This window comes from Micromonospora peucetia (assembly GCF_900091625.1).
Lineage (GTDB): Bacteria > Actinomycetota > Actinomycetes > Mycobacteriales > Micromonosporaceae > Micromonospora > Micromonospora peucetia.
The window spans coordinates 1,392,058-1,406,220 of the sequence record NZ_FMIC01000002.1 but is presented as its reverse complement, the minus strand read 5'-3'; the positions used below and the strand labels follow the sequence as shown (position 1 = coordinate 1,406,220).

The 14,163-nt window shown below is 72.4% G+C and carries 13 protein-coding genes; 9 read left to right on the top strand and 4 right to left on the bottom strand.

Annotated elements, in window-relative coordinates:
* Positions 1 to 343: 343 nt before the first annotated feature.
* The 3 genes from GA0070608_RS06595 to GA0070608_RS06585 all read left to right on the top strand — a co-directional run bounded on the left by GA0070608_RS06595 (position 344) and on the right by GA0070608_RS06585 (position 5,190).
* Positions 344 to 1,714, top strand: a complete 1,371-nt coding sequence (locus GA0070608_RS06595) for an MFS transporter (RefSeq protein WP_091623417.1) — start codon at positions 344 to 346, stop codon at positions 1,712 to 1,714.
* Positions 1,711 to 3,285: an amino acid adenylation domain-containing protein gene (locus GA0070608_RS06590; RefSeq protein ID WP_245715718.1), complete on the top strand. Its 1,575-nt coding sequence runs from the start codon at positions 1,711 to 1,713 to the stop codon at positions 3,283 to 3,285. The genes GA0070608_RS06595 and GA0070608_RS06590 overlap by 4 nt, the downstream gene beginning before the upstream one ends.
* Positions 3,286 to 3,375: 90 nt before the next feature.
* Positions 3,376 to 5,190, top strand: a complete 1,815-nt coding sequence (locus GA0070608_RS06585; RefSeq protein ID WP_245715717.1) for an AfsR/SARP family transcriptional regulator — start codon at positions 3,376 to 3,378, stop codon at positions 5,188 to 5,190.
* A gap of 14 nt (positions 5,191 to 5,204) precedes the next feature.
* Here GA0070608_RS06585 and GA0070608_RS06580 read toward each other — a convergent pair whose 3' ends face one another.
* Complete coding sequence (locus tag GA0070608_RS06580) at positions 5,205 to 5,600, bottom strand: RidA family protein (protein ID WP_091623409.1); 396 nt, start codon at positions 5,598 to 5,600, stop codon at positions 5,205 to 5,207.
* Positions 5,601 to 5,773: 173 nt separating this feature from the next.
* Positions 5,774 to 6,625, bottom strand: a complete 852-nt coding sequence (locus GA0070608_RS06575; RefSeq protein ID WP_218107496.1) for a helix-turn-helix transcriptional regulator — start codon at positions 6,623 to 6,625, stop codon at positions 5,774 to 5,776.
* A 126-nt stretch (positions 6,626 to 6,751) separates the two neighbouring features.
* Between GA0070608_RS06575 and GA0070608_RS06570 the strand changes: the two genes are divergently transcribed.
* From GA0070608_RS06570 to GA0070608_RS06550, 5 genes are read left to right on the top strand one after another with little or no spacing between them, the layout of a single operon-like run.
* The gene (locus GA0070608_RS06570; RefSeq protein WP_091623400.1) at positions 6,752 to 7,756 is read left to right on the top strand and encodes an ABC transporter substrate-binding protein; all 1,005 of its coding nucleotides are present in this window, start codon (positions 6,752 to 6,754) and stop codon (positions 7,754 to 7,756) included.
* Positions 7,753 to 8,568 carry a siderophore-interacting protein gene (locus GA0070608_RS06565; RefSeq protein ID WP_091623396.1) on the top strand — a complete coding sequence of 272 codons (816 nt, stop codon included), beginning with the start codon at positions 7,753 to 7,755 and terminating at the stop codon, positions 8,566 to 8,568. Before GA0070608_RS06570 ends, GA0070608_RS06565 begins: the two co-directional genes overlap by 4 nt.
* Positions 8,558 to 9,547 carry a FecCD family ABC transporter permease gene (locus GA0070608_RS06560; RefSeq protein ID WP_218107495.1) on the top strand — a complete coding sequence of 330 codons (990 nt, stop codon included), beginning with the start codon at positions 8,558 to 8,560 and terminating at the stop codon, positions 9,545 to 9,547. Before GA0070608_RS06565 ends, GA0070608_RS06560 begins: the two co-directional genes overlap by 11 nt.
* Positions 9,544 to 10,563 carry a FecCD family ABC transporter permease gene (locus tag GA0070608_RS06555; RefSeq protein WP_218107494.1) on the top strand — a complete coding sequence of 340 codons (1,020 nt, stop codon included), beginning with the start codon at positions 9,544 to 9,546 and terminating at the stop codon, positions 10,561 to 10,563. Before GA0070608_RS06560 ends, GA0070608_RS06555 begins: the two co-directional genes overlap by 4 nt.
* The gene (locus GA0070608_RS06550) at positions 10,560 to 11,336 is read left to right on the top strand and encodes an ABC transporter ATP-binding protein (RefSeq protein WP_091623390.1); all 777 of its coding nucleotides are present in this window, start codon (positions 10,560 to 10,562) and stop codon (positions 11,334 to 11,336) included. The genes GA0070608_RS06555 and GA0070608_RS06550 overlap by 4 nt, the downstream gene beginning before the upstream one ends.
* A gap of 231 nt (positions 11,337 to 11,567) precedes the next feature.
* Here GA0070608_RS06550 and GA0070608_RS06545 read toward each other — a convergent pair whose 3' ends face one another.
* Positions 11,568 to 12,167, bottom strand: coding sequence for a ClpP family protease (locus GA0070608_RS06545; RefSeq protein WP_091623385.1), 600 nt, complete (start codon positions 12,165 to 12,167; stop codon positions 11,568 to 11,570).
* A 136-nt stretch (positions 12,168 to 12,303) separates the two neighbouring features.
* The gene (locus GA0070608_RS34135; RefSeq protein WP_091623382.1) at positions 12,304 to 12,801 is read right to left on the bottom strand and encodes a helix-turn-helix domain-containing protein; all 498 of its coding nucleotides are present in this window, start codon (positions 12,799 to 12,801) and stop codon (positions 12,304 to 12,306) included.
* A 198-nt stretch (positions 12,802 to 12,999) separates the two neighbouring features.
* Here GA0070608_RS34135 and GA0070608_RS06535 point away from each other — a divergent pair, with 198 nt between their 5' ends.
* Positions 13,000 to 14,013, top strand: coding sequence for a potassium channel family protein (locus GA0070608_RS06535; protein WP_091623379.1), 1,014 nt, complete (start codon positions 13,000 to 13,002; stop codon positions 14,011 to 14,013).
* Positions 14,014 to 14,163 lie beyond the last annotated feature (150 nt).

Below are 14,163 nucleotides of genomic sequence, written 5' to 3'. Positions count from 1 at the left end.
TATGGTGCAACAAGCGCAACGCAGAGTATTTCTAAAAGGCGCGAAAGGGACTATCCGCGATCGTTGGAGCCGCCTGTCGATGCATGTACGACCACACCCTCAACGCGCGGACCCCGCTGGCCTGCGAACCCGCTCCGCTCCGATGATCCGTCCGGCCGGAATTGCCGGCGATGACGGGGCGGATGCCCGGGATCAGCCACCCGTCCGCTCAGCATTACCTTGTCAGCTAATTGACGAGCGCGATCGGGTAAATGGTCCTTTATCGTTTGTCGGGGTGGTGCGCGCGTTTCGCGGCGAAGTTCCCATTCACTTCTCCTAATTCAAGACCGTGCGAGGGATTGTCGTGGCCACAGCTCAAACCACAGTGCAGGCGGATCCGCCCGGAGCCAGGCGAAACGAATGGATTCTGGTCATCTTCACGGGCACCACGAACATCGCCGACGCGGTGGCCCGGATCGCCCTCCCGCTGCTCGCCGCCCAGATCAGTCGATCACCCGTCGTGGTCACCGCGGTCGCGGCCATCATGAGCCTGCCGTGGCTGGTGGCCGCGCTGCACGTCGGCGTCTTCGTCGACCGGATGGACCGGCGGGCCCTGATGATGGCCGCCGAGATCGCCCGGATGGTATCCGTCGGCGCGCTCCTCGTCGCCGTGCTCGCCGCCAGCCCCACCCTGGCGCTGATCTACGTCGCCGCCCTGGTCATCGGCCTGGCCGACGTGGTGGCCGGAATCGCCGGAGCCTCCATCGTCCCGTCGGCCGTGCCGAAACACCGCTGGGAGACCGCCAACGCGCGGATCACGGCCCTGGAATACCTGTTCAACGGTTTCGCCGGGCAGCCGATCGGCGGCTTCCTGGTGGCGATCGGGTTCGGGCTGGCACTCGGCGTCACCGGCTTCGCCTATGTGGTCGGCGCGGTCCTGCTGCTCCTGCTGGTCGGCAACTTCAAGGTGGCCGCCACCACGCGCAAGCGCTCGGTCAACGAGGACATCCGTGAGGGCATCCGGTTCCTCTGGCAGCACCGGCTGCTGCGGACGATGGCGCTACTCATCGCGATCATGGCGGGCTGCTGGGCGGCCTGGCTCGCCCTCATCCCGGTCTACGCCGTCAACGGCCCGCTCGGGCTCGACGAGCGTCAGTACGGCTTCCTGCTCACCTGCCTCGGCGCGGGCGGGGTGATCGGCACCGTCATCGTCGGGCCGGTCAACCGGTGGATCGGCCGGCGCTGGTCCATGTTCACCGACATCATCGGCGCCTTCGCCCTCGTCGCGGCCCCCGCGCTGCTGCCCGCCGCGCCGTCCAGTGCCTGGGCCATCGGCGTCGCGGCGTTCGTCGCCGGCGCCGGCGGCACGATGTGGACGGTCAACTCGCGGTTCATCACGCAGTCGCTGGTGCCGGCCGACATGCTCGGTCGATTCAGTGCGGCGAGCCGCCTCGTGGCCTGGGGCATGACCCCGGTCGCCGCGATCCTCGCCGGCATCCTCGCCCAGGTCTTCTCCTACCAGGTGGCGTTCGGTTTCTTCGCGGTGCTCTGCGTGTTGTTGATCTACCCGTTCTTCAAGGTGGTCACCGCGGAGCGGATCGCCGAGGTCGACGGCCCGGCCGGCGGAGCCGCCGACCCGGTGCCCGGCGGGGGCCCGGACGGCGACAGGGGCACCGGCACCGCCGACGACGGCGGGGACCTGCCGGAGGCGGCGACCACCGGCGGCACCCGGTGAGCACGGGCGGCCTCCCGGTGCGCGCGGACGGCCCGACCCTCTTCCAGGGCTTCACCGACTCGGTCCGTCGGCATCCCGACGCGCCGGCCCTGCGCGTCGCCGGGCACGAGCTCAGCTACGCCGAGCTCCTGGACCGGGTCGAGCGTCTGGCCACCCGGCTGGTCGCCCCGCACGGCCGCCCGCCCCGGGTCGTCGGGCTCTGCGCGTCACGCAGCCTCGCGGCGTACGTCGGCTATCTCGCCACGCTGCGGCTGGCCGCGACCGTCGTGCCGCTCGGCCCCGACGCGCCGGCGGAACGGATCCGGCGCACCTGCGCCCACGCCGGGGTGGACGCCCTGCTCGCCGACGACGCGGGCCGGCGGGTGGCCGAGGAGGCGGCCGGACCCCTCGACGTCCTGCACCTGCCCGACACCCCGGACGACCGCTGGTACGACGTGCCGGCCGAGCGGTGGACGGACGCGTACTCCGGCGGCCCCGACGACGTCGCCTACACGCTGTCCACCTCCGGGTCCACCGGCGCGCCCAAGGCGGTGCCGATCAGGCACCGCAACCTCACCCCCTACCTCGCGCACTGCGTCGAGGCGTACCAGGTGGGGCCGGGGTCACGGCTGTCGCAGAACTTCGAGCTGACCTTCGACCCGTCGGTGTTCGACATGTTCGTCGCCTGGCTGTCGGGGGCGCTGCTGGTGGTCGCCGCACCCGGCGAGACCCTGGCTCCGGTCCGCTTCGTGAACGACAACCAGATCACCCACTGGTTCTCCGTACCGTCGGTGATCTCCCTGGCCCGCCGCCTCCGGAGCCTGCGGCCCGGCAGCATGCCCGGCCTGCGGTGGAGCCTGTTCGCCGGTGAGCAGCTCACCCTGACCCAGGCGCGGGTGTGGGCGGACGCCGCGCCGGACAGCACCCTGGAGAACCTGTACGGGCCCACCGAGCTCACCGTCACCTGCACCCGCTACCAGCTTCCCGCCGATCCGGCACGGTGGCCCCACACCAGCAACGACACCGTGCCGATCGGGCGGATCCATCCGCACCTGGAGGCGGTCCTGCTGGCGGCCGACGGGGCCGCCGGGGACGACGGCGAGCTCTGCGTGCGGGGCGGCCAGCGGTTCGACGGCTACCTCGACGCCGGGCAGAACCACGGCCGCTTCGTGCACCACGACGGCCGCCGGACGACCCCCGTCGACGGCCTGCCCGGCCCGGAGAGCTGGTACCGGACGGGGGACCGGGTGCGTCGGGAGGGCGGTGAACTGGTTCACCTGGGCCGGCTCGACGACCAGGTCAAGATTCACGGCTACCGGATCGAGCTGGGCGAGATCGAGTCCGTCCTGCGGCGGCATCCGGGGGTGCACGACGTCGTGGTCCTGGCGCTGCCCGCCGGCGCGGCGGAGATCGAGCTGCACGCGCTCTACACCTGCGACACGGTGCAGGAGACGGCGTTGGCCGCGCTGGTGGCCGGTCACCTGCCGCGCTACATGGCGCCGACCCGGTACCACCGGGTCGAGTTCTTCCCGGTCAACGCCAACGGCAAGGTCGACCGCCGACGGCTGGCAGCCGACGTCGGACTGGTCTGAGGGGCAGCGAACTCCACCACGGCTCACGAATCGAGAGCAGAGATGCCCATCCCGCGGCAGTCACCGCCCGCTCGCCTGAGGTTCCGGCTGATGGGACCGGTGGAGTTCCACGACGGCGTCCAGTGGCGGGGGATCGGCTCGGCGAAACAGCGCGCGTTGCTGGCGATGCTGCTGCTCAAGGCCGACCAGGTGGTGTCGCTCGAACAACTGGTCGCCGAACTCTGGGACGACAACCCGCCGGCCTCGGCCAGTGGCCTCGTCGCCGGGTACGCGTGGCGGCTGCGCCGGGCCCTCAACGACCGGGAGGGTCGGGTCCTGACCACCCGGAGCCCCGGCTACCGCCTGGTGGTCGCCGCGGAGACGATCGACATCGGCGAGTGCGAGCGGCTGATCAGGCAGGCCCACACCGATCTGGCGGCCGGCCTGCCGCACGCCGCCGTCGAGGGCTTCGACGCGGCGCTGGCGCTGTGGCGTGGCGCCCCGCTGGCCGACGTCCGGCCGACCCCGCTGGTGATGGCCGAGGTGGCCCGGCTGGAGGAGACCCGGATCGCGACGGTCGAGGCACGCATCGGCGCCGAGTTGGAGCTGGGCCGGCACAACATGCTGCTGCCGGAACTCAAGGTGCTCGTCAGCCAGCACCCGCTGCGGGAGCGCCTGCACGCCCATCTGATGACCGCCCTGTACCGCGACGGCCAGCAGGCGGTCGCCCTGGGCGCGTACCGCGACCTGCGGCGGCTGCTGGTCGACGAGCTCGGCATCGAGCCCAGCGAGTCCCTGCGCGACCTGGAACAGCGGATCCTGCGCAACGACCCGTCGCTGCGGCCGGACCGACCCGGCGCCCGTCCGCCTGCCCGGGTGGTCACGTCGAGCCCGCCGGTCTCCCGCTTCCCCGCCGACCCGGTGACCCTGCGCGGGCGGCACTCCGAGTTGGACCGGCTCCTCAAGGGGGTGCGGTCGGGGCGGTTGGGCGTGGTCCAGGGCCTGGCCGGCGCCGGAAAGACCGCCCTGGCGGTACGCGCCGCCCACGAGTTGGCCGCGGAATATCCGGGCGGGCTGGTGTTCGTACCCATGGGTGGGGGGACGCCTGACGGGCCGGCGGAGGCCGCCCGGGCGGTGCGGGTCCTGGCCGACGCCCTGGGACTCTCGTCACCGAGGAACGAGCACCCGGCGTCGGGCTGGTCGACGCTGTTGACCGGCCGCCGGGTCCTGGTCGTCCTCGACGACGTGGCGACCGCCGCGCAGGTGCGTGTCCTCGGGCCGATGCCGGCCGGTGGCGCCCTGATCGCCACCTCGCGTTCCGGGATGACCACGCTCGACGGCGCCACCCGGGTGTCGGTCGGCTCGCTCGACCCGGACGACGCGCTCGACATGCTCCGTGACCACCTCGGCGCCGAGCGGGTGGATGCCGAGCCCGAGGCGGCGCGGATGCTCGTGGAGCGCTGCGACGCGCTGCCCCTGGCCCTGCGGATCGCGGCAGCCCGGCTCGCGACCCGGCAGAACTGGTCCCTCGCCGCCTTCGCCGCCCGGCTGGCCGATCCCGCCGGCCGGCTCGACGCCCTGGTCTGCGAATCGATGACGGTCCGGGACTGTTTGGCCGGCGCGGTGCGGGTGCTGGCCCGGTACGGCGACGGCGACGGCGTGGCGCTGCGGGCGTTGTGCCTGCTGGGTCGGCTGGACCGAGGCATGGTCAGCGTGTCGAACCTCGCCGCGTTGTCGGGTCAGCCGACGGCTGCCGCCGAGGTCGCCGTCGAACGTCTGGTCGACACGGGGCTCGCCGAGGCGCTGCCCGACGGCCGCTACCGGATCCCCGAGTTGGTCCGGGCCCACGTGCGCGAACTGGGCCACAACCCCGAGTGCGACCAGCTGGTCCCCCTGCGCGGCCAGCCTCCCGCCATGACCGCCTGACCGTCGGTGGGCGGTCAGGCGACGGCGATCGCCTCGATCTCGATGACCCACTCCGGGTCGAAGATCCCGGTGATGATCACCGTCAGGGCCGGGCGGTGCGCACCGAGCACCTCGTTGCGGACCCTGGTGTTGACGTCGGCGTGCCCGCGGTCGGCCAGGAACGTGGTGACCTTGACCAGGTTGTCGACGCCCATGCCGGCCTCGGCGAGGACGGCCCGGATGTTGTCCCAGACCTGTCGGCACTGCGCTTCGGGGGTGGCCGGGACGTGGCCGTCCCGGGACTGGGGGATCTGCCCGCTGATGAACAGCATCCGTCCGGCGGTCTGGACCTCCAGCGCGTTGTGGTAACCGCCCGTGGCCTCCGGCACCGACTCGGGGTTGATCGGCCTCATCTGCATGGTCTCGATCATGTGTTGTCCTTCCGATTGTCCGGGGGAATCCGGATTACGGACTGTGACCTTAGTCTAAAGGTCATCCCGGGGACCTGAATCCCGGACGGACCGGGACCGCGTCTCGTTTCCGTTTCGTCCGGTACCCGGATCGGGGTGCCGCCCAACCCTTTTCGGTGCGCCGGGCCGGACGACTACGAGCGGGCGGACCCCGGCCCGGGACGGGACGACGGCACGGGCGTGTCGGCGGTGCGTCTCATCGCAGCGGCGCGTCCCGGCGTGTAGCCGTACTCCCGGGCGAAGGCGGAGATGAAGGCGGACGGGCTGGCGTACCCGATGCGGCGGGCGACCTCGCCGACCGGTCGGGTCTCCAGCAGCGCCAGCGACGCGCGCAGGCGCAGCCTCGTCCGCCACTGCGAGTACGACATGCCGAACTCGCGGGCGAAGTCGCGTTGCAGCGTCTTGACGCTGACGTGCAGGCGTTCGGCCCATTCGGCGAGGCCGGTGCTGTCGCCGGGGTCGTGTGCCAGCGCCGTGGCGACCGCCACCGCGACGCCCGGGCCGCCGGCCTGCCGGTCGTCGGCCGGGTGGGACCGGGGGTCGAGCCCGGCCATGATGCGGCTGCGGGCCTCGGGCGCGTCGCGTTCGTCGTACCCCCGGTCGGTGAGCGCGAGGACGAGCCGAGCCGCCTCGGCGTCGATGGCGGCGACGCCGGCCCGCAGCCCGGCCAGGGCGGGGGGCACCTCGCGCAGGCAGATCCGGTAGACGGACTGCCGGTCCGCCGCGTGCACCTCGTGGGTCACCGCCCGGTGGACCCAGAAGACCTCGTCCGGCCCGACGAAGGTGGTGTGCCCACCGTGACGGGCGGAGAGCAGGCCGTCGGGCGACCAGTAGAGCTGGTGCAGGAAGTCCTGCCGGTTCTCGCCGAACGCCAGGCGGGTCACCGACCGGTAGCGCAGGACGAGGATGCCGTCGGGGTGGCCGAGGCCGTAGCCGAACTCGTCGCAGCTGACGGGATCCGCCGTGATCGGGCCCGTGACCGTCACGCTCTGACCTCTCCCCGACATGGGTTGACCTCTCGTCGACATCCCGCACGAAAAAGTAAGGTTAACCTAACCTTTGCAGCCCAGTGGGGTTGCCACCCCTTGATGCCCCGCAAAGGAACTGTGTAGATGTCCGTACGACAGCACCGGCGTCTGACCGTTGCCGCAGCCCTGGCCCTCGCCGTGCTGACCGGCTGCGGCTCGGACGGCGCCGAATCAGCCGCGACGTCCGGCGGTGGCTCCGACACCCGCGTCTTCGCCGCCGACAACGGCGAGATCAGCATCCCCGTCGACCCCAAGCGCGTCGTCGCCACCGGCTACGCGGTGCCGGTCCTCATCGAGGCGGACGCCGCCCTGGTCGGGATCTCGACCTGGAAGCGCGGCCTGGCGATGATGACCGAGCAGGACCGCGCCACCTACGACCGGCTGTCCAAGGTCGCCGGCGAGGCCGCCGCCGAGACCAACTACGAGGCCATCGCCGCCGCCAAGCCGGACCTCATCGTGATCGGCGTGCCGAAGCCGGTCCTCGGCGACATCGACATGAAGCGGCTCGAGAGCATCGCGCCCGTCGTAGCGATCGGCCCCACGGTTCCCGACGCCTGGCGTGAACTGTCCCGCCGCCAGTCCGACGCCGCCGGCCGCACCGAGCACTTCCAGGCGGCCAAGGACGCGTACGAGAAGAAAGCGGGGGAGCTGAAGGCCAGGTACGGCACCGCGCTCGCCAGCCTGAAGTTCGGGCACGTGGGCTCCTACGGCGACATCTCCAAGGGCACCTTCCAGCGTGAGTTCGCCAAGGCGTGGGGCACGAACATCGCTCAGGACGCGGGCGTGACCTACTACGGCGAGGTCAAGGAGAAGGGCGGCGGCGGGCGCGACGTCAGCGAGTACCCGGCGCTCGAGGAACTGCCGGAGAGCCTCGGCGAGGCGGACGCCATCACGTACACGGTCCAGCCCGACGGCACCCCCGCGGAGGCGGTGAAGCAGGTGCTCGACTCCGCGCTGTGGAAGAACCTGCCCGCCGTCAAGGCCGGCCGGGTGTTCCCGCTCCGGTACACGGAGGCGGCGACGTACGAGTCGGCCCTCAAGACCCTCGACTCCATCGACAAGGCCTTCGCGCCGCTGCTCACCCGATGACCGTCGACCGGCACGACCCGGCGGCGCGGGTCGCCGCCCACCACCGCGCCGGCAGCGGTACGACCCGGATCGGCTACCCGATCGGGGTGCGGCGCGTCCGGGTCCTCGCCCGGCGGCAGCTGACCCCGCGCATGCTGCGGCTGACCCTCGGCGGCCCGGACCTCGCGGGCTTCCACACGTACCAGGCCGACGACCACGTCAAGGTCGTCTTCCCCGATCCGGACGGCACCCGCCGCGACCCCGTCCCGGACGGGCAGGGGATGCTCGACTGGCCTCGGCCGTCGCCCACCTCCCGCAAGTACACCGTGCGCCGGTACGACGCCGCCGCCCACGAGATCGACCTGGACTTCGTGCTGCACGACGGCGGAGTCGCCTCGACCTGGGCCGCCTCCGCGGCGGTGGGCGACGAGGCGACGATCGCCGGCCCGCCCGGGGCGAAGGCGTTCCCGCACACCTACGACCACTACGTCTTCGCCGTCGACGGCACCGCCCTGCCGGCGGTCGGCCGGTGGCTGGAGGACTCCCCGGCCGACGTGTCGGCCCACGTCGTGGTCGAGGTCGACGACGCCGCCGAACGGGGTTACCCGCTGACGCCGCGCGACCGGGTGGCGGTGACCTGGCTGGTGCGCGAGGGCATCAGCTCGACGCTCGCGGAGGAGGTGCGGTCGCTGCGCCTGCCGGCCGGGCGGAGCTTCCTCTTCGCGGCCGGCGAGGCGACCGACATCAAGCCGCTGCGCGCCTGGAGCCGGGACCGCCTCGACTCGCTGATCACCGGATACTGGAAACGCGGGATCGCCGGGCTTGAAGACTGACCTGTCCCGACGCGCGACCCTCCTGCTCGTGTCCGCCGCGCTGCTCGTCGTCGCGGCGGGCGCGAGCCTGGTGGTGGGCGCCCGCGCCGTCGCGGTGGCCGAGGTCTGGCGGGCCCTCACCGACTTCGCGGGCACCGCGGACCACCTCGTCGTACGCGACATCCGGCTGCCCCGCACGATCCTCGGCGTCTGCGTCGGCGCCGCCCTCGGCGCGGCCGGCGTGCTGATCCAGACACTGACCCGCAACCCGCTGGCCGAGCCCGGCATCCTCGGCGTGACCGCCGGGGCCGGCTTCGCGATCAACCTGGGCGTCCTGGCAGGCGTCGCCGGATCGCAGGCCGGGCAGCTCGGGCTCGCGGTGGCCGGCGCCGCCCTCGCCGCGGTCGCGGTCTACGCCGTCGGGCGGGTCTCGCCGCTGCGGCTGGTCCTGGCCGGCGTCGCGCTGGGCTGGGTCCTGATGGGCGTCTCGCTCGGCCTGCGGCTGACCTTCCCCGACGTCTTCGACCGCTACCGGTTCTGGTCGGTGGGGGCGCTGGCCGGCACCGAGCAGACGCCGTTGCTGCTGCCCGTGCTGGTGACCGTGGTCGCCCTGGTCGCCGCGATGGCCACCACCGGACCGCTGAACGCGCTGGCCCTCGGCGAGGACGTCGCCCACGCGCTCGGCGCCCACGTGACGCGGATCCGGATCACCGTCCTGGTGCTCGTCACCGTGCTCACCGGCGTCGCCACCGCCGTCGCCGGGCCGATCGCGTTCGTCGGCCTGATGGTGCCGCACCTGGCGCGGCGGCTGGCGGTCGACTCGATTCCGTGGATCATGGCGTACTCGATGCTGCTCGGGCCGATCCTGCTGCTCGTCGCCGACATCGGCTCGCGGATCCTGCTGCCCACCGGCGAGGTGCCGGTGTCGATCGTCACGGCGTTCCTGGGTGGTCCGGTGCTGATCTGGGCCGTCCGCCGCTACGGGGCGGCGACGCTGTGAGCACGCTGACGCTGCGGGCGGGACCGGTCGTGGTCGAGGTCGAACGCCGTACGGCCGTCGTGTCGTCGGTGCTCGTCGCGGTCGCGGCGGGCCTCGCCCTGCTGGCCCTCTGCCACGGGCAGGACTGGGCCACCCCGGCGGAGGTGTTCACGGCCCTGACCAGGGGCGGCGACTCGGCCTTCGTGATCAGGGAGTGGCGGTTGCCCCGGGTGGCGGCCGCACTGGTCTTCGGCGCGTCCCTGGGGCTCGCCGGGGCGATCTTCCAGAACCTGACCCGCAACGCGCTGGGCAGCCCGGACGTCATCGGCCTCGACGCGGGCGCGTACACGGGTGCGCTGGTGGCGATCACGGTGCTGAACGGCAGCGCCGGGCAGCTCGCGGCGGGCTCGGTGGCGGGCGGGCTGCTGGCCGCCGCGGTCATCTACCTGCTGTCGCTGGACTCCGGGCTCAGCGGCCTGCGGCTGGTCGTCGTCGGGATCGCCGTCAACGCGATGCTCACCGCGCTCAACTCCTGGATCGTGCTGCGGGCCGAGATCGACGTGGCGATGGCCGCCACCGGGTGGAGTGCCGGCTCGCTCAACGGGGTCGACTGGGCCGAGATCCGGTTGCCGTTCGCCGTCATCGGCGTGTTCGTGCTGCTGCTCCTCGTGATCTCCCACGCCCTGCACCAGGCGGCACTGGGCGACGAGATCGCCCGCACCAGCGGCGTACGGCTGGGTCGGCTGCGGCTGCTGATGGTCCTGGCCGGCGTGGGCTGCACCGCCACCGTGACCGCCGTCGCCGGGCCGGTCGTGTTCATCGCCCTCGCCGCGCCCCAGATCGGCCGGCGGCTGGCGGGGGCCGCGGGCGTGCCCCTGGTGCCGGCGGCGCTGACCGGCGCGGTGCTGCTGCTGGCCGCCGATCTCGTCGCGCAACTGCTGCTGGCACCGGTCGCCCTGCCGGTCGGTGTGGTCACCACGGCGATCGGCGGCTGCTATCTCATCTGGTTGTTGAGCATGGAGGTGAAACGACGGTGAGCAGCCGCCTGACCGCGGAGGACGTCACGCTCGGCTACGGCGAGCGGGTGGTGTCGACGCGGGTGAGCCTGGCCGTGCCGGACGGTGCGTTCACGGCCATCGTCGGGCCCAACGCGTGCGGAAAGTCGACGTTGCTGAAGGCGTTCGTCCGACTGCTCACGCCGTCGTCGGGCGCGGTCCGCCTCGACGGTCGGGACGTCGCCGACCACCGTCCGAAGCGGTTCGCGCGCCAGGTCGGGTTCCTGCCGCAGGGCCTGGTCGCCCCGGAGAACATCGTCGTCCGGCGGCTCGTCGCCCGGGGCCGCTACCCGCACCAGTCCCTGCTCGGCACGGGGTCGGCCGCCGACGAGGAGGCGGTCCGCTCGGCCATGACGGTGGCCGGCGTCGCGGACCTGGCCGAGCGGCCCGTCGAGGAGCTGTCCGGGGGCCAGCGGCAGCGGGTCTGGATCGCGATGGTGCTCGCGCAGGAGACGCCGTACCTGCTGCTCGACGAGCCCACCACGTTCCTCGACATCACCCACCAGTACGAGCTGCTGGCGCTCTTCGCGCGGCTGCGCGACGAGGGCCGTACGATCGTCGCGGTCCTGCACGACATCAACCAGGCGTGCCGCTTCGCCGATCACCTCGTGGCGATGAAGGGTGGCCGGGTCGTCGCGCAGGGGCCGCCGGCCGACGTGGTGGACGCGGATCTCATGCGGGAGGTCTTCGGCCTGCCGAGCGTGGTGATGCCGAACCCGGTGACCGGCACCCCGATGGTGGTGCCGACCGTCTGACCCCCGGCGGGGTTGACCGCAAGCTCAGGCCGCCCCGCCGTCGGGTGTAACGAGATTCGTGCCCAATACGCTGCAAGCTGTCGTCCGCACGGATTCTCATTGCCGGGAATAGGCTCTGCGTACGGCGGCCAGCACCATCAGTGGCCATCGCGTACCGGGGGCCGGACGCGGATCGAGGGGGCGCGTCCGGCGCCGGTATGGCCCGGACCGCCCCCGTCGCGGCCCGGACCGTCAGCTCGCCGGAAGCTGCTCGGCCTTCGTGACCACCCGGTCGATCAGCCCGTACTCGCGGGCCTCCTCGGCGGTGAACCACCGGTCACGGTCCCAGTCCCGCTGGATCTCCGCCAGGCTGCGCCCGCTGTGCTGGGCGATCAGCTCCTGCATGGTCCGCTTCACGTGCAGCATGTTCTCCGCCTGGATGGTGATGTCCGCGACGGTGCCGCCGAACCCGCCGGACGGCTGGTGCATCATGATCCGCGAGTGGGGCAGCGCGTAACGCTTGCCGGCCGTGCCCGCGCAGAGCAGGAACTGCCCCATCGAGCCGGCGAAGCCGAGCGCCACCGTGGCCACGTCGTTGCGGACGAACCGCATCGTGTCGTAGACCGCCATCCCCGCGCTCACCGAGCCGCCCGGCGAGTTGATGTAGAGCACGATGTCCCGCTCCGGATCCTCGGCGGCGAGCAGCAGCATCTGGGCGCAGATCTGGTTCGCCGAGGCATCGGTCACCTCCGTGCCGAGGAAGATGATCCGCTCCCTCAGCAGCCGATCGAACACCTGGTCACCGAAGGACGGCTGCCCACCGTCCAACATCCGCACGTCGAGACCGATCATCGCGTCCGCCCTCCCGGCAGTGCCGGCGGGCGACCGGAGGGCGCCCGGAAACCGGCCCCTCCAGCCTGCGCGCGACGGGCCCGGGAACCCAGCAATTCTGCCGTCGGCCGATCTGCCGACGGCAGAACCGGCCGGCCTAGACGACGGTCAATTGCCGCGCGCCCGCCCGCGTCCGCCCGCAGCCGAGCACGACGCGGGTACGCGGGCCGGGGCGACCGCCCCCGGCGGAGGCGGGGCGCCCGACCCGGAGGGTCGGACCACCGGTGCGTGGCCCCAGGTGGAGCAGGGGGCCGCCGGCCCGGGGACCGACCCGGACGGCCGGGGTGGCGGTGTCGGGCCGGCCGACCTCAGCCCGCTCCAGCCGGCCCTGGCTGGCCCGGGGCGCGGCCGGGATCCGCGGCTCGACCCGGCGCAGGTCGTCGCGCGCCTCCTCGAGCAGGTCGGACAGGTGGATGCCGAGCGCCCGGCAGATCGCCGCGAGCACCTCCGAGGAGGCCTCCTTGCGACCGCGTTCGACCTCGGACAAATAAGGAACCGACACCCCGGCGGCCTCGGCCACCTCCCGCAGCGTGCGGCCCTGCCGCAGCCGGAGCCGGCGCAGCACCCCACCGATCACTCGTCGCAGCAGGGACATGCCGGCCTCACTCTCGGGCTCGTCGTCCAGGGGACGTCCTCCATCATGCCCCCTGCCGGCCGCGCGGGTCGGCCCGCCCGGGCGCGCGTCGTGCCGCGATCCGTCGCCGCCCGGGTCGGCGACCCCGCCATGCGAGATCCGCACAGGCCGCTATGTTGTGGTCGTGCAGGCGACGACAGGTCCGGGGCAGGCTCTTACATGATCCATTTTCCCGCGCAGCGACGGGGCCCTCTGAGCGCGCTGAGTCTCCGGCTGGCCGCCGCCGTCGGCCTGGTCTTCGCCACCGTCGCCGTGGTCTACCTCGACCGGGACGGCTACCGCGACGTCGAGGAGGACGGGCTGACCCTCCTCGACTGCTTCTACTACGCGGTGGTCACTCTCTCGACCACCGGCTACGGCGACATCACCCCGATCAGTCAGACCGCCCGGCTGATCAACGTCGTCTACATCACGCCGGCCCGGGTGCTCTTCCTGATCATCCTGGTGGGTACCACGCTGGAAGTGCTGACCGAGCAGTACCGCACCGGGCGTCGCCTGTCGCGGTGGAGGAGAGCCGTGAAGGACCACGTCATCATCTGCGGCTACGGCACGAAGGGCCGCAGCGCGGTCTCCGCCCTGTTGGAGAACGGGCTGGACAAGTCCCGGATCGTGGTGGTGGAGCGCAGCGGGCCGGCACTGCGGCAGGCGACCTCGGCCGGCCTGGTGGCGATCGAGGGCTCGGCGACCCGCTCGTCGGTGCTCAACGAGGCGCACGTACGCAACGCCAAAGCGGTGATCATCGCGACCGACAGCGACGACGCCTCGGTCCTGGTGGCCCTGACCGTGCGGCAACTCACCGCCGGGCAGGTGCGGATCATCGCCGCCGCGCGCGAGGCCGAGAACGCCCCACTGCTCAAGCAGAGCGGCGCCCACCACGTGATCGTCTCCTCGGCCACCGCCGGCCGGCTGCTGGGTCTGTCCACCTCGGCCCCACCGCTGATCGACGTGGTGGAGGACCTGCTCACCCCCGGCCAGGGCATGGCGCTGGCAATGCGCTCCGCCGAGCGTTCCGAGGTGGGCCGCTCCCCCCGGGAGCTGGAATCGCTGGTCATCGCCCTGGTCCGGCGGGGCAAGGTGGTCACCCTGGCCGACCGGGCCGGCGCGGTCATCGAAACCGGCGACATGCTGGTGCACGTGCGCGACGACCGTCCTAAGGCGACCAGCACGCCCTGACCGGTCGTGGGCCGCAGGGTGTGCCTGGTCGGACCCTTGGGCTGATTGAAGAATCACCTTTACGGATCTTTTTCTCCGGCGGGATGCTTGATATCGTTCGACGGCTTGGAATTGCCAAACGGGTGCGATCATCGGCCGAAGTCGACGCAC

What these genes read in the sequence shown, in the direction of transcription:
- GA0070608_RS06570 (WP_091623400.1), top strand. Translation starts at nt 6,752, where the DNA reads ATGTCCGTACGACAGCACCGGCGTCTGACCGTTGCCGCAGCCCTGGCC.
- GA0070608_RS06580 (WP_091623409.1), bottom strand. Translation starts at nt 5,600, where the DNA reads ATGATCGAGACCATGCAGATGAGGCCGATCAACCCCGAGTCGGTGCCG.
- GA0070608_RS06545 (WP_091623385.1), bottom strand. Translation starts at nt 12,167, where the DNA reads ATGATCGGTCTCGACGTGCGGATGTTGGACGGTGGGCAGCCGTCCTTC.
- GA0070608_RS34135 (WP_091623382.1), bottom strand. Translation starts at nt 12,801, where the DNA reads ATGTCCCTGCTGCGACGAGTGATCGGTGGGGTGCTGCGCCGGCTCCGG.
- GA0070608_RS06565 (WP_091623396.1), top strand. Translation starts at nt 7,753, where the DNA reads ATGACCGTCGACCGGCACGACCCGGCGGCGCGGGTCGCCGCCCACCAC.
- GA0070608_RS06585 (WP_245715717.1), top strand. Translation starts at nt 3,376, where the DNA reads ATGGGACCGGTGGAGTTCCACGACGGCGTCCAGTGGCGGGGGATCGGC.
- GA0070608_RS06535 (WP_091623379.1), top strand. Translation starts at nt 13,000, where the DNA reads ATGATCCATTTTCCCGCGCAGCGACGGGGCCCTCTGAGCGCGCTGAGT.